The 19,099-nt window shown below is 72.8% G+C and carries 16 protein-coding genes; 14 read left to right on the plus strand and 2 right to left on the minus strand.

The window, feature by feature from the left end:
• Nucleotides 1-183: 183 nt before the first annotated feature.
• The 5 genes from AC0680_RS10965 (at nt 184) to AC0680_RS10985 (ending at nt 5,369) form a co-directional block, all read left to right on the plus strand.
• Nucleotides 184-993, plus strand: coding sequence for an S-methyl-5'-thioadenosine phosphorylase (locus tag AC0680_RS10965; protein ID WP_478626832.1), 810 nt, complete (start codon nt 184-186; stop codon nt 991-993).
• A 105-nt stretch (nt 994-1,098) separates the two neighbouring features.
• Complete coding sequence (locus tag AC0680_RS10970; protein ID WP_478626833.1) at nt 1,099-2,316, plus strand: PP2C family protein-serine/threonine phosphatase; 1,218 nt, start codon at nt 1,099-1,101, stop codon at nt 2,314-2,316.
• 63 nt (nt 2,317-2,379) lie between these two features.
• Complete coding sequence (locus AC0680_RS10975; RefSeq protein WP_478626834.1) at nt 2,380-3,348, plus strand: quinone oxidoreductase family protein; 969 nt, start codon at nt 2,380-2,382, stop codon at nt 3,346-3,348.
• Between the two features lie 102 nt (nt 3,349-3,450).
• Nucleotides 3,451-4,575 carry an oxidoreductase gene (locus AC0680_RS10980; RefSeq protein ID WP_478626836.1) on the plus strand — a complete coding sequence of 375 codons (1,125 nt, stop codon included), beginning with the start codon at nt 3,451-3,453 and terminating at the stop codon, nt 4,573-4,575.
• A gap of 191 nt (nt 4,576-4,766) precedes the next feature.
• Entirely contained in the window at nt 4,767-5,369 is a 603-nt protein-coding gene (locus AC0680_RS10985) for a CGNR zinc finger domain-containing protein (protein WP_478626838.1), read from the plus strand.
• Between the two features lie 20 nt (nt 5,370-5,389).
• Here the strand turns inward: AC0680_RS10985 and AC0680_RS10990 are convergent, their stop codons facing one another.
• A complete protein-coding gene (locus AC0680_RS10990) occupies nt 5,390-5,923 on the minus strand; it encodes a hypothetical protein (RefSeq protein ID WP_478626840.1) in 534 nt (177 codons plus the stop codon).
• 79 nt (nt 5,924-6,002) lie between these two features.
• Nucleotides 6,003-7,064, minus strand: coding sequence for a hypothetical protein (locus tag AC0680_RS10995; protein WP_478626842.1), 1,062 nt, complete (start codon nt 7,062-7,064; stop codon nt 6,003-6,005).
• Nucleotides 7,065-7,524: 460 nt separating this feature from the next.
• Here AC0680_RS10995 and AC0680_RS11000 point away from each other — a divergent pair, with 460 nt between their 5' ends.
• From AC0680_RS11000 to asnB, 9 genes are all read left to right on the plus strand, one after another.
• Nucleotides 7,525-7,653 (plus strand): hypothetical protein, encoded by a 129-nt coding sequence (locus tag AC0680_RS11000; RefSeq protein ID WP_478626845.1) that lies wholly within the window; start codon nt 7,525-7,527, stop codon nt 7,651-7,653.
• Entirely contained in the window at nt 7,650-8,585 is a 936-nt protein-coding gene (locus tag AC0680_RS11005; protein WP_478626847.1) for an ABC transporter ATP-binding protein, read from the plus strand. The genes AC0680_RS11000 and AC0680_RS11005 overlap by 4 nt, the downstream gene beginning before the upstream one ends.
• Complete coding sequence (locus AC0680_RS11010; RefSeq protein WP_468982670.1) at nt 8,545-9,408, plus strand: ABC transporter permease; 864 nt, start codon at nt 8,545-8,547, stop codon at nt 9,406-9,408. The genes AC0680_RS11005 and AC0680_RS11010 overlap by 41 nt, the downstream gene beginning before the upstream one ends.
• Before the next feature lie 651 nt (nt 9,409-10,059).
• Nucleotides 10,060-11,550, plus strand: a complete 1,491-nt coding sequence (locus AC0680_RS11015) for a sugar transferase (RefSeq protein ID WP_478627115.1) — start codon at nt 10,060-10,062, stop codon at nt 11,548-11,550.
• 73 nt (nt 11,551-11,623) lie between these two features.
• On the plus strand, nt 11,624-12,940 hold the full coding sequence (locus AC0680_RS11020; protein ID WP_478626848.1) for a nucleotide sugar dehydrogenase: 1,317 nt from the start codon (nt 11,624-11,626) through the stop codon (nt 12,938-12,940).
• Complete coding sequence (locus tag AC0680_RS11025) at nt 12,930-14,210, plus strand: glycosyltransferase family 4 protein (protein WP_478626851.1); 1,281 nt, start codon at nt 12,930-12,932, stop codon at nt 14,208-14,210. The genes AC0680_RS11020 and AC0680_RS11025 overlap by 11 nt, the downstream gene beginning before the upstream one ends.
• Nucleotides 14,207-15,604, plus strand: coding sequence for a Wzz/FepE/Etk N-terminal domain-containing protein (locus AC0680_RS11030; RefSeq protein WP_478626853.1), 1,398 nt, complete (start codon nt 14,207-14,209; stop codon nt 15,602-15,604). The genes AC0680_RS11025 and AC0680_RS11030 overlap by 4 nt, the downstream gene beginning before the upstream one ends.
• A complete protein-coding gene (locus tag AC0680_RS11035; protein ID WP_478626856.1) occupies nt 15,601-17,160 on the plus strand; it encodes a Wzz/FepE/Etk N-terminal domain-containing protein in 1,560 nt (519 codons plus the stop codon). Before AC0680_RS11030 ends, AC0680_RS11035 begins: the two co-directional genes overlap by 4 nt.
• Nucleotides 17,161-17,163: 3 nt before the next feature.
• A complete protein-coding gene (asnB, locus tag AC0680_RS11040; protein WP_478626858.1) occupies nt 17,164-19,098 on the plus strand; it encodes an asparagine synthase (glutamine-hydrolyzing) in 1,935 nt (644 codons plus the stop codon).
• The last annotated feature ends 1 nt before the right edge of the window (nt 19,099 follow it).

A 19,099-nucleotide genomic window follows, 5' to 3' on the forward strand; every position in this document is an offset into this window, starting at 1 on the left:
GCATTCTTTGCCGAGTTGCCGGCCGCGCTGATTTCTGCATTGCCGGGCCGCCGGTTACCGAGAGGCGCCGATGCGCTCTGGGCGCCCAGGGACCCGATACCTGGAGAGAGGTTCCGATACGGCCTCCCGACGCAGGTGCTCCACTAATGTGGAGCGACTTCACGTCGCAGCGGGACAGGACACATGACCACCACCCCCACCGCCGAGTTCGCCGTCATCGGCGGCAGCGGCTTCTACGAGCTGCTCGCGGACGCCGAACGCGTCACCGTCGACACCCCCTACGGCGCGCCGTCCGACGCGATCACCGTGAGCCCGGCCGGCGGCCGCCGGGTCGCCTTCCTGCCCCGCCACGGAAGCGGTCACGCCCTGCCCCCGCACCGCATCAACTACCGCGCGAACCTGTGGGCGCTGCGCTCGCTGGGCGTCCGCCAGATCCTCGCCCCGTGCGCGGTCGGCTCGCTCCGTCCCGAACTGGGCTGCGGCTGCGTCGTCGTCCCCGACCAACTGGTGGACCGCACGAGCGGCCGCGCGCAGACCTTCTACGAGCAGGGCGCGGTGCACGTCTCGTTCGCCGACCCCTACTGCGCGCACGGCCGGCGGGCGGTGCTGGCGGCGGCCGCCGCGACCGGCACCGAGGCGACCGACGGCGGCACCATGGTCGTGGTCCAGGGGCCGCGGTTCTCCACCCGGGCCGAGTCGCAGTGGTACGCCGCCGCGGGGTGGTCGCTGGTCAACATGACGGGGCACCCCGAAGCCGTGCTCGCCCGTGAACTCGCGCTCTGCTACACCGCGGTGGCCCTGGTCACCGACCTCGACGCGGGCATCGACGCCCGCCAGAGCGTCTCCCAGGAGGAGGTCTTCACCGTCTTCGCCCAGAACACCGGGCGCCTGCGCGGCCTCGTCCTCGAAGCCCTGGGCCGCCTCCCCGAGGAGCGCTCCTGCGCCTGCCCCGGCACGCTCACCGACATGACCCTGCCCTTCCCGCTGCCCTGACGGGACCCGCCGCAGGACATGCCGCCGACGGCGTAATGGCCGGGCGGGGCCGTTCGGGCGCGCGAGGCTGTGGCCCTTGTGCACGGTCGTACCGGGAGTCCGTGAGTGAACAGATCGGGTGAGACGGTCTTCGAACGGATACACCGCGACCGCCGGCCGGACCGCGACCGGCCGGCCGACAGTTGCGCGCGGACGGTGGAGAACAGCGGCTTCGAGGTGCCCCGCCCGCCCGCGTGGATGCGCTGGCTGCCGCTCGCCTACGTCGTGTTCGTCATGCTCCTCGAAACGGTGACCCCCACGCCGTGGGCGGTGAGCTTCCTGCTGATCGCGCTGCCGGTGGTCGCCGCCTACACCCTCGGTCCCCTCGGCGTCGGCCTGGTCACGGTCTTCGCCGTCGTGCTGCTGGGCGTGGTGGCCGGCACCCCGTGCTGCACGGGCCACAACCTCCACCAGCTGTGGGAGAACCACCACGTCGCCGCGTATGTCGCCACCGGCCTGGTCGGCGCCCTCGGCATGGCGCTGGCCGCCCACCGCCAACGACAGGAGCGGTATCTGGTCCGCGCCAACTCGGTGGCCGAAGCCCTGATGCGCACCCTGCTGCGGCCGGTGCCGCACCGGGTGGGCAACGTCCTCGCGGCCGGTCTCTACCGGTCCGGTGAGGTCGGCACCATGGTCGGCGGCGACCTCTACGACATCCTCGCCACCGAGGCCGGCGAGCGCGCGATCATCGGGGACGTCCGCGGCAAGGGGCTCAAGGCCGTACGCACCGTCGCCGACACCCTCGGCAGCTTCCGCGAGGCCGCCTACGACCAGGGGGACCTGCTGTCCGTAGCGGCCTGTCTGGAACGGCGACTCGCCCGCGAGGCCCAGGAGATCCGCGACGACGAACTCTTCGTCACCGCCGCCCTGGTCGAGTACGACGCGCCCGCCGGCCTGGTGACGATCGTCAACCACGGGCACATCGAACCGGTCCTGATCTCCGGCGGCGAGGTGACGGCCCTCACCGGACCGCCCGCCCTGCCACTGGGACTGGCCACCCTCGCCGACGAAGCCCCCGTCGCCTACACCCATCCCTTCGTCCCCGGTGACGTCCTTCTGCTGTGCACCGACGGCCTGATCGAGGCCCGCGACCACACCGGCGCCTTCTACCCCCTCCTCGACCGCCTCCGCCACGGCTTCGCCGACCGGCCCGCGCCCGGCCCGGGCGACGTGGTCGACTTCCTCAACACCGATCTGCCGCTGCACACCCGCGTGTTCCACGACGACGTCGCCATCCTGGCGATCGCACCGCACGCCACCGGGAGCGAGGGCCCACCGCACTGATTTCGTACGCCACGTAGTTTGGCGGCGAAACGGCGATCAGTCCGACATCTGGGAGGGGCACTCATGCGCGCCATGCGGTTCGAGCGGTTCGGCGGTCCGGAGGTGCTGGCGCAGGCCGAGGTACCGGACCCGGTGGCGGGTCCGGGCCAGACACTGGTCGAAGTGGCCGCCGCGGGCGTCAACTTCGGAGACATCAAGCAGATCGCGGGCGAGCACACCGACGGCCCGTACGCGCCGAAGGGGCCGCTCCCGCGCATTCCCGGTCTGGAGGTCGTCGGCCGGACCCCGGACGGCCGGCGGGTGCTGGGCTATCTGCCGCAGGGGGGATACGCCGAGAAGGCGGTGGTCGCCGACCGCGACCTGGTCGAGGTGCCGGAGGGGGTGCCCGCGGGCGAGGCGCTGGCCCTGCTCGTACAGGGTCTGACGGCATGGCACCTGCTGCGGTCGGCCGCCCGTATGACGCCCGGCGAGAGCGTGGTGGTCCACGCCGCCGCGGGCGGGACGGGCAGCCTCGCCGTCCAACTGGCCCGGGAGTTCGGGGCGGGGCGGATCATCGCCACGGCGTCGTCCGAGGACAAGCGCGCCTTCGCCCTGGAGCTCGGCGCGGACGTGGCGATCGACGGCGCGGCGGAGGGCTACCGCGAGCGGGTCCTGGACGCCAATCGCGGCCGCCCGGTCGACGTCGTCCTCGACGCCGTCGGCGGCCCGGTCCTCGACTCCGCCCTGGGCGCGCTCGGGTACCTCGGACGGCTGGTCACCTACGGCTCCTCGTCGCGGCGGGCCGCCTCCGCCATCGCGCCGGGCCGCCTCGCGCTGGAGAGCCTCACCGTCGCCGGCTTCTGGCTCATCCCGCTCATCGCCCGCGACGGGGCCGGCGGCCCGGCACTCGAGGAACTGCTCGACCTCACGGCGCGGGGTCGGCTGCGGCCGCTGGTCGGCGCGGAGTACGACCTCGCGAGGGCCCGTGACGCGCATGAGGACCTGCTCGCCCGCCGGACGAAGGGGAAGTCGGTCCTCCGTCCTCGCAGCTGAGTCGCGGCCGTGCGGGGGTGAGGAACGGCACACGATCAAGAAAGAGGTGTATCGCTTATGCTTCTGTCGAGACGATGAGTTGCCGCACCTGAGGAGCGCGCCATGGCGATGACGACGTACGAGGACTCGCGAGCCGCACGGCTGCTGGGACGGCCGTTCACCATCGGGAGCCTCACCCTCCGAAACCGGATCGCCATGGCGCCCGTCACCCGGTGCTTCTCACCGGGCGGGGTGCCCGGCGAGAACGTGGCGGCCTACTACGCGCGCCGGGCGGCCGGCGGGGCGGGGCTGATCATCACCGAGGGCACCTTCATCGGCCGCGACGCCGCGGCCGCCTACCACGACGTACCGCACTTCTACGGCGAGGAGGCGCTGGCGGGCTGGGCCCGGGTGGTCGACGAGGTCCACCGCGCGGGCGGCCGCATCATGCCGCAGCTGTGGCACACGGGGGTGTCGCGCGGCCCCGGGAGCCTGCCGGCCGGCGTCCCCGCCGAGGGCCCGTCCGCGGTGGGCCTCGACGGCCGTCCCCACGGCACCGCGATGACGCCGCGGGACATCGACGCGGTGATCCGGGCCTTCGCCGGGGCGGCCGCGGCCGCCGAGCGCACCGGCTTCGACGGCATCGAACTCCACGGCGCCCACGGCTACTTGATAGACAACTTCCTGTGGCCGCGCACCAACCGCCGTACCGACGGCTACGGCGGCGCCCCGGCCTCCCGCGCCCGCTTCGCCGCCGAGGTCGTCGCCGCGGTGCGCGCGGCCGTTACGCCCGGCTTCCCGGTGGTCCTCCGGCTCTCCCAGTGGAAGACCGGCCACTATCAGGCCCGGATCGCCGAGACCCCCGAAGAGCTGGAGCAGTTGGTCGCCCCGCTCGCCGCGGCCGGGGTGGACGCCTTCCACGCCTCCACCCGCCGCTACTGGCTGCCGGAGTTCGCCGGCAGCGAGCTGAACCTGGCGGGGTGGGTCAAGAAGCTGACCGGCCGGGCCGTGCTGACCGTGGGATCCGTCGGCCTCGACAAGGAGTTCTCCGACCCGCGGAGCCGGACCCAGCGGTCCGGGGCCACCGGGATCGACCTCCTGCTGGACCGTCTGGAGCGCGACGAGTTCGACCTGGTCGCCGTCGCCCGCGCCCTGGTCGCCGACCCCGACTGGCCGGCCAAGGCCCTCGGCGGCCGGCTCGACGAGGCGATTCCGTACGACGCGGCCCTGCTCGACACGCTGCGGTGAGTCGCGCGGCGGCGGCCGGGAGCCGGTAGCCGGGGGAGGCCTCCACGGGCACGGACGGGCCCGTCCCACCTGGGGCGGTGATGTAATGGGCGCTCGGCTTACGGCTATGTTCTCAGCGGAGGGGCGCGCGCCCGCCGCCCCTGTGAAAAGATGGACCGCCCGTCCGACGTCCAGCCAGGAGGTGTGACGCGATGACCTGGCCCGCAACCACCCGCTACCGCCTGGACCCCGCGCCCGGTGGGCTGGGCCTCGTCCAGGACCTGCTCAACACCGTCGCCGCGGGCGCCCCGCGCAAGCCGGACTTCCTCGCCACCGCGCAGGACGCGCAGGCCTGGGCGGACCAGGCGATCGCCCAGTGGTCGGCGGTCACGGGGCAGCCCGCTCCCCATGTGGCACTGGACGCCGACGGTCTCGACGGGCTCCGGGCCTTCCGGGACGACCTGCACGAACTGACCGCCACGGCGCAGGACACCGGAGCCGGGGCGGCCGCCGCCGTCGCACCCGTGCTGCACAGTGCCAGTGCCGCGCTCCAGATCGGGGAGGACGGACTGGTCCGCCTCGAGCCGCGCGGCAGCGGCTGGCGCCGGCTGGTCTCGCTGATCCTGACCGCCGCCTTCGAGGCGCAGCAGGCCGACACCCGCCGTCGCCTCAAGACCTGCCGCAACCCCCGCTGCCGGGTGGCCTTCTACGACCGTTCCCGCAACAACAGCGGCGTCTGGCACGACGTCAGGATCTGCGGCAACGCCGCCAATCTGCGCGCCTACCGTGCCCGCCGGAAGGCCGAGAACGGCTGACGGCCGTGCGGGCGGCGCACTCAGTCCGTCTGATGTGCGTCCCGAGCCGCGTCCACGAAGCGCTCCAGCGCTGCCCAGAAGGGGCGGTAGGCGGCGTCGAACGCACCGCGGTGGTCGGTGTCACCGCCCAGTTCGGCCTTGACGGCCGAGTAGAAGGGGCCGGTCGCCTTTTGGAGGGCGAGCGCCGCGGCCGCGGCCGACGGCGGGCCCTCCAGTTCGACGACGCGTGCGCAGCGGCGGATCTTCGCGTACTCGGCGACCTCCCGGTCGTGCAGCTCGCCGAGTGAAGCCGTACGGGCAGCCGAGCCGGGCAGCCGCAGCGCAGCGGAGATCTCCCAGTACAACTCGCCCATCCGGTGGGTCTGTTCGATCAGATCCAGATAGGCGGTGCGCCGGCTCTCCCGCAGTCGCTCGGCGCGCTGCGAGCGCGCGGCGATCTCGGCCTGGATCCTTGCGGCCTGCGTGCTGCCGCGGCTGGTGACCCAACTGGCGAGCACGGCCGTGCCACCGGTCACCGCCGCGATCGCCAGAGTCCACCATGTGCTGTCACCCACGTGGCGCCACGATACCGAGCCGCTGCGGTGTACCCGACGCCGAGCCGGGGCGGTCCGCCCACGCACCCCACGGCCCCCGCTACGACGGGAACTCGCCCGGCGGCACCGTGCTCGTGCTCGCATTGCCGCCGAGCACCCTGTTCAGCGTGAACGTCAGCACGGTGTACTGCGTCCCACCGGCCACCCGGACGGTCCGGAAGTTCGCCTTGTCGTCGAACTTCTCGAAGCTGCACTCCCGGGTGAAGGAACTCCTCGCGCCGTTCCAGTCCTCTCCCGTCGTGAAGTACACCGTGTACGCACCGCTGTCGACGCTGCGTATGGTGGTGTTCGAGCCGTGGCGCACATACACGGAGAACGCCGTCCGCCGGCCGCGGGTCAGCGTCACCACCGCATCCGTGCCGGTGCCGTTGTCGACCGTCAGCCGCCCCAGCCCGCCCCGGCCGCCGTCGCGGACGAATGCGCCGTTGGCGAGCCTGCGGTGCCTGGCCTGCTCCGTGCGCGGCAGCCGCAGCGCGGCGTCATAGCCGATGGCGCGGAGCGCGCGAGCGGCCGCTTCGATGCTCTTCGGGCTCTGGGCCGTGCCGAGTTCGACCCGCGGTGAGGTGGCGCAGCGGCCGCCGTCGCTGCGGGCGCTCCTGAGATCCTGCCCCAACGCCCGCAGGGCGGTGGCGAGTTGCCCGTTGCCCGAGCCGGCGTTGTCCGGTGTGCGGGTGGTCTGCAGCGCGTCCGCGGCGGCGTCGGCCTTGGTGGCGGCGGCGCCCAGCGCCTTGTCCAGCGAGCCGCCCTCGTGCGCCCGGTCCACCGCGCGCAGCGCTTCGTCGAGCGGCGCGAGGGCGTTGGCGAGAGCGTGGCGGTAGGCGTCGGGGGCGACGGAGGGCGTCGGGGGCGGCGTCGACGACGTCGCGGTGCCCGGCGAGCTGCCGGGTCCGCCCGCCCGGTCCGCGCCACCGCCTTGCGACGCACAGGCCGCCAGCGCGCAGCAGAGCGCGAGGGCCGTCGCGCCCAGGCCGGCGGTCCGGCGCGCCCGCCGCCCCGGCCTCCGCCCTGTGCCCGCGGCGCGCGTCCCGTCCTCGTACGTCGATGTCCCGTCCTCGTGCGTCGTCGTCCCGCCCGTCGGGCGCACAGACGTGTATCCCGGCATGAGCCCCCCGATTCCCCCGATACCTCAGGTACTCCCGCTACCTTCGGATTCCACCCGACTTCCGGCAATCGTCGGAACAACCAGACTTCTGCGCATCCAACATGACTGTCAAGGCCGGCGGTTGGGGCTGTGGACAACGTGCGGCCGCCCGGTCTCCGGCTCCGACACCAGCGCGTCGCCGACACCGGCCGGGCCCCGGGAGCCCGCCGCGACGCCCTCCCGTCGTCTGCGCCCGGCGCGACGCAGTCCGACGGCGCGGCCACTGCCACGGCCACGGCTGCGGTGGGCAGGGGCCGGGGCCACGCGGAGATCGCGCCGCCACCGGGGGCCCCGGCGCCACCGCCGCCCCCGGAAGCGGGGGAGCGGGGCGAACCCCCTGGCCGGGCCATGGGCGTGCTGCTCGTCCGTGCTCCCGCGCGCTTCCTGGCCGCCGCCTCGCAGCCAGAACTAAAATCGGGGCATGGCTGCAGGGGAGTGCCCCGACTCGCTCGCCGACGTCCTGGCCGATGGCCCGGCCGGCGCCCGGCGGCCGATCCGGTGCCGGTCGCGGCCCGGTCACCTGCTGCGCGAGGAGCTGGCGGGCACATGACCACCGACGACGGGCGCAGTCCGGGACCGGCCGCCGCAGCGGCGCCCGCCACCCCCACTCCCGACGCCGTGACCTGCCGCGCCCTGCACTACGCCTTCGGCGAGACCAGGGCCGTGGACGGGGTGGACCTCTCCGTACGCGCCGGTGAGGTCTTCGGCCTGCTCGGGCCGAACGGCGCGGGCAAGACCACCACCATCCGCTGCATCACCACGCTCCTGCCCGTCCCGGCCGGCATGGTGCGGGTATTCGGTCACGACGCGGCGAGGGAGCGGATGGCGGTCCGCCGGCTGCTGGGCTACGTACCGCAGCAGCTCTCCGCCGACGCCGGACTGACCGGCCGCGAGAACGTCGCCCTGTTCGCCCGCGTCTTCGACATCCCCCGCCGCGAACGCGCCGCACGCGTCACCCAGGCGCTCGCGGCGGTCGGCCTCACCGACGCCGCCGGCCGGCTCGCCAAGACGTACTCCGGCGGCATGATCCGCCGCCTCGAACTGGCCCAGGCGCTGGTCAGCGCGCCGCGTCTGCTGATGCTCGACGAGCCGACGGTCGGCCTGGACCCGGTCGCCCGCACCAGCGTCTGGGAGCACATCAACGCGGTACGCGCGGCCACCGGCATGACCGTGCTGGTGACCACGCACTACATGGACGAGGCCGACCAGTACTGCGACCGCGTGGCTCTGATGCACCACGGCCGCATCCGCGCCCTCGGCACACCGGACGCCCTCAAGTGCGCCCTGCGCGCCCGCCGCCGCACGGCCCGCGCCGCGCGCACCTCCACCGCACCCGGCCCTCCCACCGCATCGCGCTCGTCGGACGCCGCGCCGACGCTGGAGGACGTCTTCCGGGACGTCGCCGGCAGCGGCCTGGACGAGCAGTCAGGAGACTTCCGCGATGTCCGAAGCACCCGCCGCACGGCCAACCGAGTCGGCTGACACCGCCACCGGCGCCGACGGGCTGGATCTGCTGCTGGTCCCGCCGCGCTCCCGCACCGGCTGGCGGGTGCTGCCCGCCCGGGTGGTCGCCATGTGCGTGGTCGAGGTGCAGAAGCTGCGCCACGACCGCACCGAGCTGTACACCCGCGCCGTCCAGCCGGCCCTGTGGCTGCTGGTCTTCGGTGAGACCTTCACCCGCATCAACGCCATCCCCACCGGCGGCACCCCGTACATCGACTATCTGGCGCCCGGCATCATCGCGCAGTCGGCCATGTTCATCGCGATCTTCTACGGCATCATGATCATCTGGGAGCGGGACGCCGGCATCCTCACCAAGCTGCTGGTCACGCCCACCCCACGCGCCGCCCTGATCGCCGGCAAGGCCTTCGCCGCCGGGGTGAAGGCGCTGATCCAGGCCGTGGTGGTGATCGTCATCGCGGCGCTGCTCGGCGTGGCCATGACCGGGAACCCGCTGCGGCTGATCGGTGTGGCCGTCGCCGTGGTCCTCGGTTCGGCCTTCTTCTCCTGCCTGTCCATGACGATCGCCGGGATCGTGCTCACCCGCGACCGTCTGATGGGCATCGGCCAGGCCATCACCATGCCGCTCTTCTTCGCCTCCAACGCCCTGTATCCGGTGGCGGTCATGCCCGGCTGGCTCCAGACGGTCAGCAAGGTCAATCCCCTGAGCTACCAGATCGACGCCCTGCGCGGTCTCCTGCTCGGCACCCACGCCCATCTGGCCCTGGATTACGCCGTCCTCGTGGTGGCCGCGGCCCTCGGCATCGCCGCCGCGTCCTCCCTCCTGGGCCGGCTGGCCCGCTGACCGCGTCGGCCCGCCCCGGCCGCTCGCACCGGGTGGTCCACGGGTACCGCTTCCACGGCAGCGCCCGGTTCTGGCCGACGACGCCCCGGAGTTGGCGGTGCCGGCGGCCCGGAGAATTCCCGTCCTCACAGGTCACAAGGCACGTCTTCGGCGTCACGGCCCCCATGGGTGTCACCGGTCGATGAATCCGGCCTCAAAGCTTGGGCACAAGTTGCACACATCCCCTCTACATACTGGTCTCGATGGTCTAGATTGACCGTGCTTCGGCCGGTCGGTCACGTGGCGACCAAAATGATCTATAGGTCCGCCGCCACGGACAGCCGTCAGTCGCGTCCCGGCGTCAGACGTGGGGGTGATCAGTTCTTGGGGCCCGCGAGGGGGCCTCGGGTGCGGGGAGCGCCCGAGGTTTTCGACGGGTTCCCGTGTACCTCGAAGGTCTGGCAGGACAGCAAGTCCGCTGCCGCCAGGGTGGGTTGTTCACGTAGCGCTGCGGTTGGCCGGGATGTCATGCGCGGGAGGCGGGGCCTCCCGAGGGGAGGAACGGCGCGGCGCGGGGGGCGGGGGCCTCCCGAGGGGTGGAACAGTGCGGGGGGCGGGGGCCTCCCGGGGGGAGGAACCGTGTTGAGCGAACACGTCGAGCCCGCTGGAGACCTGGGGGGGTCTGTACAGCAGGGGGAATTAACCAGCCCGTTTCCATCGGCGCGCGGGCGTCTGGAGAACGGGCCGATCAGCCCGCCCGCGATCGACTGGGAGCAGCGGTACCGCCGTACCGTGATCACCAGCGACACGGTGGCCACCGCCTTCGTGGTGGCGGCGATCGGCGGCTTCTTCGGGGTCCGGGACGCAGCCAACTGGCATGAGAAATGGAGAATTCTGGCCTTCGGCACCGAGCTGCTGGTGCTGGGGGCGCTCGCGGTGAGCCGGGCGTGGGCTCCGGCCGTGCTCGGCCAGGGCGCCGAGGAATTCCGCCGGCTGGGACGCTCACTGTTCACGGCGGTCGTCGTACTGGCGCTCGGCGGGATCGCCCTCACCTCGCGCAACATCAAGCTCTGGATCTTCGTCGCGATCCCGGCGATCGCGCTCATCACCATGACCGAGAGGTATCTGCTGCGCCTCTGGCTGCACAAACAGCGGAAGGAAGGACGGTGCCTGCGCCCGGTGGTCGCTGCCGGGAGCCTGGCGACCGTACGCGACCTGATCACCCGAACCCGCAAGTTCCCGCATCTGGGCTGGCGGGTGGAGGCGGTGTGCACGCCGGACGGTCTCGGGCCCGACGGTGACCGACTGGACGGAGTGCCGGTCGTCGGCCGACTGGCGGACGTCGCGGGCCACGTCCACCGCGACGGCTACCGTGTCGTCGCGGTCACACCGGACCCGCACTGGTCACCGGACCGGCTGCAGCGGCTGGCCTGGAACCTCGAAGGCAGCGATGCCGAGATGGTCGTGGCCCCCGTGCTGATGGAGGTGGCCGGCCCGCGGCTGCACGTCGACGCGGTGCTCGGGATACCGCTGCTGAGGGTCAGCATGCCGATCTTCACCGGGGGCCGCCGGGCGGTCAAAGAGGTCGTCGACCGGACGGGCGCGGCGATCCTGCTGATGCTGTTCGCGCCGCTGATGGTGGTCGTCGGGCTGCTGGTGCTGGTGGACAGCCGGGGCGGGGCGTTCTACTGCCAGCGCAGGGTCGGCAAGGACGGCCGCGAGTTCACCATTTTCAAGTTCCGCACCATGGTCGCCGGGGCGGACACGGCACGTGCCGGGCTGGCCGAGCGCAACGAGGGCGCCGGCCTGCTGTTCAAGCTCCGCCGGGATCCGCGGGTGACCCGGGTGGGAGCGGTGCTGCGCCGGTACTCGATCGACGAGCTCCCGCAGCTCTTCAACGTGCTCACCGGCTCGATGTCGCTCGTCGGCCCGCGGCCTCCGCTGCCGGAGGAGTCCGCCGCGTACGGCCCGGACATCCGGCGGCGGCTGCTCGTCAAGCCCGGGCTCACCGGCCTGTGGCAGATCAGCGGACGCAGCGACCTGCCGTGGGAGGAGGCGGTCCGCCTGGACCTGCGGTACGTGGAGGACTGGTCGCTCGCGCTGGACACGGTGATCTTGTGGAAGACGCTGCGTGCGGTGCTCCACGGGCAGGGGGCCTACTGATGCGCGGGAGTCGTCGTACGGCCGGGGTGCGGAGCGCAGGCCACAAGGGCCTGCCTGGGGGGAGGGACGGGTCATGAGGATCAGCGTCTTAGGGCTCGGCTACGTGGGCTGCGTGTCGGCCGCGTGCCTGGCCAGCATGGGCCACGAGGTCATCGGGGTGGATGTGAACCAGGTGAAGGTCGACCTGGTCAACGACGGCAAGGCCCCGGTGGTCGAGGAGCGGATCGGCGAGCTCATCGCCGAGGTCGTGCGGACCGGAGCGTTGCGCGCCACCGGCGACGTCCGCGAGGCGGTCATGGCCAGCGAGGTGTCGCTGGTCTGCGTGGGCACGCCGTCGGAGCCCAACGGCAGTCTGTGCACCACGTACCTGGAGCGGGTCACCGAGCAGATCGGCGCCGCGGTGGCCGAGCGGGGCGGGCGGCAGACCGTCGTCTTCCGCAGCACCATGCTCCCGGGCACCTGCCTGAACCTGCTGGTACCGATCCTGGAGAAGTACGCCGGCGGTACGGCCGGGGTGGACTTCGGGGTCGCGGTCAACCCGGAGTTCCTGCGCGAGGGCACGAGCGTGCGGGACTTCTTCGACCCGCCCAAGACCGTCATCGGCGAGCTCGACCCGGCGAGCGGCGACGTGGTGGCGGCGCTGTACGACGGCCTGCCCGGCGAGGTGTTCCGGGTGCCGGTCCCGACGGCCGAGGCGATCAAGTACGCGGACAACGCGTTCCACGGCCTCAAGATCGGCTTCGCGAACGAGCTGGGCGCGGTGTGCCGGGCGCTCGGGGTGGACTCCCACCAGGTCATCGACGTGTTCCTGGCCGACCGCAAGCTGAACATCAGCCCCGCCTACCTGCGGCCCGGCTTCGCCTTCGGCGGCTCCTGCCTGCCCAAGGACCTGCGCAGCCTGGTCCATGCGGCACGGCGGGCCGACGTCTCGGTGCCCATCCTGTCCCATGTCCTGCCCTCCAACGCCGACCATCTGCAGCGCGCCGTGGAGCTGGTCGAGCGCACCGGCAGGCGCCGGGTGGGCCTGTTCGGGTTGTCCTTCAAACCCGGCACCGACGACCTCCGCGAGAGCCCGCTCGTCGAGCTGGCGGAGAGGCTCTTCGGCAAGGGCTACGACCTGCGGATCTACGACGCCAACGTGAGCCTCTCCCGGCTGATGGGCGCGAACCGCGAGTACATCGAGACCCGGCTGCCGCACCTCGCGCAGCTGCTCGCGGAGTCCGTCGACGACGTGCTCGAGCATGCCGAGGTGTGCCTGGTCGGGACCAGGGATCCGGCCGTGCTGTCGGCGCTGCCCCATGGCGACGGCCCGGTGATCGTCGACCTCATCCACCTTCCCGACGCCGACGTGCGCCGGGCCGAACCTGGGTACGTGGGCCTTGCTTGGTGACACATCGTTTGGTGAGACGGTCAGCGGCGACGGGCCGGCCCGTCGCGCGCTGATTCTGGTGGAGAACCTGTCGGTGCCGTTCGACCGGCGGGTGTGGCAGGAGTGCACGACGCTGCGCGACGCGGGCTGGACGGTGCACGTCATCTGCCCGCAGGGGAGCAAGCGCGACACGGAGCCGGAGGCGGTGATCGACGGGGTGCGGATCCACCGCTACCCGTTGCGCGCGGCCACCGGAGGGCCGGCCGGCTACCTGCGGGAGTACGGGTCGGCGTTGTGGCACACCGTCCGGCTGGCCCGCAAGGTCGGCCCGGTCGACGTGGTCCACGCCTGCAACCCGCCCGACCTGCTGTTCCTGCCGGCACTGTGGCTGAAGCGGCGCGGCGCGCGGTTCGTCTTCGACCAGCACGACCTGGTGCCCGAGCTGTACCTCTCCCGGTTCGACCGCGGCAAGGACCTGCTCTACCGGGCCGTGTGCGCGCTGGAACGGCGGACCTACCGGGCCGCGGACATCGTGCTCGCCACGAACGAGAGCTACCGGGACGTCGCGATACGCCGTGGCGGCAAGCGGCCGGAGGACGTCTTCGTGGTGCGCAGCGCCCCCCAGACCGACCGGTTCCAACCGGTGCCACCTGAGGCGGAGTTGAAGCACGGCAAGCCTCATCTGCTGTGCTACCTGGGCGTCATGGGCCCGCAGGACGGCGTCGACTACGCCTTGCGGGCCCTTGCGAGACTGCGCGACGAGCTCGGGCGGACCGACTGGCACGCGGTGTTCGTCGGCTCCGGCGACGCCTTCGAGGCGATGGTGGAACTGTCCCGGCAGCTCGGGCTCACGGAGCAGGTGCAGTTCACCGGGCGCATACCGGACGCCGACCTGGTGCGCTACCTGTCCACCGCGGACGTGTGCCTGTCCCCCGACCCGCGCAATCCGCTCAACGACGTGTCGACGATGAACAAGGTCCTGGAGTACATGGCGATGGGCCGGCCGATCGTCTCGTTCGACCTGACGGAGGCGCGCGTCTCCGCCGGTGACGCCGCCCGCTACGCGCCCGCCAACGACGAAGCCGAGTTCGCCGGGCTCATCGCGCGGTTACTGGACGATCCGGAGCAGCGGGCCCGGATGGGCAAGATCGGCCAGGAGCGGATCAGCGGGCAGCTCTCCTGGCGGAACTCGCAAGCGTCGCTGCTCGCCGCCTACGCCGCCGCCTGCCGTGACCGCGCTCCGGTGTCGCCGAGCGCCCCGGTCCGGGCACAGAGGAGGCAGCGGCGTTGAGCGATGATGCGATACGCCTGGTCACGATCGGGCGGATCTTCCGTCGGCGCTGGCGGCTGCTCGCCGTCGTCGCCGTGCTGGGCGCGCTCGTCGGCTACGGCGCCTCCCTGCTGTTCCCGCCGAGCTACACGACGTCGACATCGGTACTGCTGGCGGGGCAGTGGGAGGAGCGCGAGCTGCTGACCCAGGCGGAGATCGCGGCCAGTTCGGCGGTGGTCGACCGCGCGGCCGCCACGCTCGGCCGGACCGGCGTCAGCGGCAGCGAGCTGCGGGATCGGGTGAGCGCCAAGGCCGCCGACGGGAACATCATCAAGATCTCGGGTACGGCCGACACCCCGGAGCAGGCGCAGCGGCTCTCCGACCAGGTGGCCCAGCAGTTCGTCGCCTTCGCCGCGCGGATCGCGGGCGACGACACCGACCCCGACGCGGCGGCGGAGCCCGAGGCGCTGCGGCAGAAAGTGGTGCAGACCAACCGCCGCATCACCGACCTGGCCAATGCGGCCGATCCGGGGCGGACCGTGGAGGGCGTGCAGGCCCGCACCGAGCTCGAGAAGCTGCGCACCGCGCTGCAGGCGGCCATGAAGAAGCTGGACGAGGCCGACCCGGCGACCAACAAGGCCAACATGGTCGTCATGGGGCCGGCGGCCCGGCCGACCGGCGAGGCACCGCCGACGAGGGTGCAACTCATCGCCACCGGGGCGCTGTTGTTCTTCCTGCTCGCGGTCATCGGCCATCTCACCGCCGCACGGATGAGCCGCCGTCTGCGCACCGAACCGGAGATCGCCGCGGCGCTGGGGTCGGCGCTGCTGGGTACCGTCGACGTGCCGGGAGAACGGCCCGCGCACCGGCCCGAAGGCCGCGGCCCGCGGGCCTGGATCCGCCGGCTGCTGGGCGTCGACACCCGCTGGGACGTGCCGGCCCCGCGGATGTCCGGCGACGAGGCCAGCCGGCGGACCCGCTACCGGCGGGTGTGCGCCCGCCTCCGGGAGAACCTACCCGCCCCCCGGCGGCTGCTGGTCGTCGTACCGGACGGCGACGAGATCGCCCGCCGGGCCGCCGGGCAGCTCGTCGCCGAGGCCGAGCGCGATCCTTCCCCGAGCTCTTCGAGCGGGGCAGACCCCGTTCTGCGCGTGGTGGGGGTCTCGGTGTCCCAGCCGATGGTGCCGGACCGCGACGCCGAGTCCGGTGCCCTGGTCGTGCTCAGCGCGGGCAGCTGGACCGCAGCGGAACTCGCCGGCATCGCCGAGGCGTGTGCGGACGGCGGACACGAGGTCGTCGGCGTCGTCGTCGCGGGCACGGACCGGGCCCGTCCGGAGCGCTCTGCCGGCCGTCCCGCGAACGACGCCCCTTTGGTGCTCGCGGTTCGCGGCCACGCGACGGGAGGTTCGGTGTGACGACGAGCACGAACGCGGAGTCGCCGGCCGCCGCTCCGCTGCTGGACCTGCAGGCGCTGGTGGTGGCGGTGCGCAGGCGCCGCCGCCTGTGGTGCTCCGTGGCGCTGCTGGGGCTGCTGGTCGGCGCGGCGATGGCGGTCGTGCTGCTGCCGCCGCCGACCGCCGCGACCAAGGTGCTGGTCGCGCATCAGGAGGACCAGCCGAACGACACCGGAACGCTGATCCGCACCGACGTCGAGCTGCTGGGGACCACACGGATCGCCGCGCGGGCCCTCGAGTCCCTCAAGTCCCCGGAGAAACCGGAAGACTTCATGCGGGAATACCGGGGTACCGGCTTGACCAACAACCTGCTGCAGATCGATGTGACAGGTGACAGCGAAGCGCAAGCGGTGGCCCGGGCCCAGGCGCTGGCCGACGCGTTCGTCGCGGACCATGTGAAGCGGATGCGGGAGGCCGCGAACGCCGAGGCCAAGGCCCTGCTCGACCAGCGTGACCGCATGCGGAAGGAACTCACCGAGGTCAACAAGGCCATCGGAGACCGATCGCCGGAGCGCGACCCGAAGGCGTCGGCGGGCATCGAGTCGCTCTTCGCCCGCCGGGCCGAGCTCAACTCGCGGATCGCCGACTTCGCCCAGCGCGCCGAGGAGGCGCGCATCGGCACGCCCCAGCTCATCGCCGGCACGCAGATCGTGGACGCCCCGCGCCTGGTGCGGCACTCCCTGCCCAAGGCCGCTGTCACCAACGCCGGGATCGGGCTCCTCCTCGGGCTCGTCCTCGGGCTCGCGGTGGCCGCGGTCGGCGCGGTGGTGGCGGACCGCCCCGTGCTGCGCCGGGAGATCGCGGCGAACCTGGGCGCCTCGGTCATCGCCGAGCTGCGCGGTGCGTCCCGCCGGCCGTCCGGGCTGTGGCAGCGCCGGCGCAACCGCGCGGCACGCGAACGGCTCACCACGACCCTGGCCCGCACCGTGCGCGGCTCCACGGAACCGGTGTCGCTGCTCGAACTGGGCTGTGCGCGCAGCACGAGCGCGATCGCCCTGAACGTCGCCAGGGCACTGGCGGCGGTGGGGCCGGTGGTCGTCGTCGACGGACTGCCCGGCCCACAGCTCGCCAACAGCGGCCGGAAGCCGGGGGACCCGGACGTGGTCAGCGGCGAGCGTGCCGCGGCCGTGCCCCATCAGGTGCGCCGGCTCGGCGTCGGCTCGGTCGCGCCCGGCACGGCGTGGACCGACCTGCGGTACCTCGGCAGCCGGACCGTGCTCGTCGTGCGTGCCGGGCACGGCAGCGCCACATGGCTGCACACCGTGGCGCGGCAGCTCGCGGACCAGCGCATCGTGGTGATCGGTGTGGTGCTGATCGACCCCGATCCGCGTGACCGGACCGACGGCACGCTGTGGGACGGGCTGCACATCGCGCTGCGGGGCCGCAGCGAGCTCCTTGCCCGGAAGAACGATGGGGGTACCTCCCACGCCGTTGAGGCAGTGGGGGAGGGCCAGCTGAGGACGGAGCGGCCGACCTGGGCCGTTCGGGTCCCGGACACCGACCAGGAGGCGCGGTAAGACGTGTGTGGCATCGCAGGCAGCTACCGGTGGCCGGACGGGAAGGCCGTGACCGACCGGCTCACCGATACCCTCGCCCACCGCGGTCCCGACGGGGCCGGCCGGTACAGCCACCCCGCCGGTGACGGCGAAGTGCACCTCGGGCACCGGCGGCTGGCCATCATCGACCTGTCCGGGACCGGCGCCCAGCCGATGGTCTCGGGCGGCCTCGCCCTGACCTACAACGGCGAGCTGTACAACGCGCCCGAACTGCGCGCCGAGCTGGCGGCCGCCGGGGTGCGCTTCCGCGGCACCTCCGACACCGAGGTGCTGCTGGAGGCCTGGCGGCGCTGGGGCACCGACTGCCTGCCCCGGCTGCGCGGCATGTTCGCGTTCGGGATCTTCGACGAGCGGACCGGTGAACTGGTCCTGGCCCGCGACCAGTTGGGCATCAAGCCGCTGTTCCTGCTCCGGCGCGGCGAGGGCCTGGTGTTCGCCTCCGAGCTCAAGGCGCTCGCCGCCGCCACCGGCGGGTCGCTGGAGGTGGACCATGCGGCGCTGGTGGCCTCGCTCCTCTACTACTGGGTGCCGGACTCGCGCTGCGCGTTCCGCGAGGCGGAGAAGCTGCCGCCGGGCAGCTGGCTGCGGATCCGGCCCGACGGCCGGGTGGAGCACGGCAGTTACTGGAACCTGAAGGACGTCGCCGCCGAAGGCCGGGAGCGGGCCCGAAGCGGCGAGCGGCCGGACCTGGCCGCCGTCGTCGAGGAGTCGACCCGGCGGCACCTGCTCTCCGACGTACCCGTGGCGACCTTCCTCTCCGGCGGACTGGACTCCAGCTACCTGACCGCGCTCGCGGCTCGCCACCAGCCCGGTATCTCCGCGTACACGATCGGATTCCGCGCCGAGGACGCGAAGTTCGAGGCGATGCCGGACGACCTGCGCTACGCCCGGCAGGTGGCCGAGCGGTTCGGCGTCGACCTGCACGAGATCGAGATCGCCCCGAACGTGCTCGACCTGCTGCCCCAGATGACGTACCACCTGGACGAGCCGATCGGCGACCCCGCCGCCATCAACACCTTCCTGATCTGCTCGGCCGCCCGGGAGGCCGGGGTCAAGGTGATGCTCTCGGGCATGGGCGCCGACGAGCTGTTCGCCGGGTACCGCAAGCACCTGGCCAACCTGCTCGCGCTGCGCTACCAGCGCGTCCCGCGGCCCCTGCGGCGCGGGGTGTCCGGGGTCGTGGACCGGCTGCCGGTCGCCACGGCCCGCCGGGGGTACCGGTCGGTGCGCTTCGCGAAGCGGTTCTTGTCCTTCGCCGATCTGCCGGAGGAGACCGCGTTCCGGCGCAGCTACACCATGTACGACCGGGACGAGCTGCTCGCCCTGGTCGATCCGGACCTGGCCCAGGCGGTCGAGGACGTGCTGACCGAGCACGCCGACGTCTACCAGGACAACGACCTCGACGACTTCGTCAACCGGATGTGCCTGGGCGACGCCCGGATGTTCCTGCCGGGCCTGAACCTCGCGTACACGGACCGCTCCAGCATGGCCGCGTCGACCGAGGTGCGGGTGCCGTACGTGGACGTCGAGGTGGTCGAGGCGGCGTTCGCCGTGCCCGGTGACCGCAAGATCGTCGGACGGCAGGGCAAGGCCGTCCTCAAGGAGGCGGCCACCTCGATCCTGCCGAAGGAGATCGTCTACCGGCCCAAGGGCCTGTTCAGCGCCCCGCTGCGGGCCTGGATGAGCCGGGACCTGGCACCGCTGGTGCGCGAGGTGGTCAACGACGGCGTGCTCGTCGGCTCCGGGCTGCTGCGCCGCGACGCGCTGGCGCGCATGGTCGCCGAGGACGCCGCCGGACAGCGGGACTTCTCCAAGCATCTGTGGCATGTGCTGACCCTCGAGTACTGGTATCGCGGCGCGACCTCCGGGTCCGGCCAGAACGCTCACGTGACGGCTTAGA

Source organism: Streptomyces sp. NPDC043738 (assembly GCF_056436545.1).

Excerpts from the sequence above, each read along its gene's own strand:
- AC0680_RS10965 (WP_478626832.1), top strand. The coding sequence starts at position 184 with ATGACCACCACCCCCACCGCCGAGTTCGCCGTCATCGGCGGCAGCGGC.
- AC0680_RS10975 (WP_478626834.1), top strand. The coding sequence starts at position 2,380 with ATGCGCGCCATGCGGTTCGAGCGGTTCGGCGGTCCGGAGGTGCTGGCG.
- AC0680_RS10980 (WP_478626836.1), top strand. The coding sequence starts at position 3,451 with ATGGCGATGACGACGTACGAGGACTCGCGAGCCGCACGGCTGCTGGGA.
- AC0680_RS10985 (WP_478626838.1), top strand. The coding sequence starts at position 4,767 with ATGACCTGGCCCGCAACCACCCGCTACCGCCTGGACCCCGCGCCCGGT.
- AC0680_RS10995 (WP_478626842.1), bottom strand. The coding sequence starts at position 7,064 with ATGCCGGGATACACGTCTGTGCGCCCGACGGGCGGGACGACGACGCAC.
- AC0680_RS11000 (WP_478626845.1), top strand. The coding sequence starts at position 7,525 with ATGGCTGCAGGGGAGTGCCCCGACTCGCTCGCCGACGTCCTGGCCGAT.
- AC0680_RS11005 (WP_478626847.1), top strand. The coding sequence starts at position 7,650 with ATGACCACCGACGACGGGCGCAGTCCGGGACCGGCCGCCGCAGCGGCG.
- AC0680_RS11010 (WP_468982670.1), top strand. The coding sequence starts at position 8,545 with ATGTCCGAAGCACCCGCCGCACGGCCAACCGAGTCGGCTGACACCGCC.
- AC0680_RS11020 (WP_478626848.1), top strand. The coding sequence starts at position 11,624 with ATGAGGATCAGCGTCTTAGGGCTCGGCTACGTGGGCTGCGTGTCGGCC.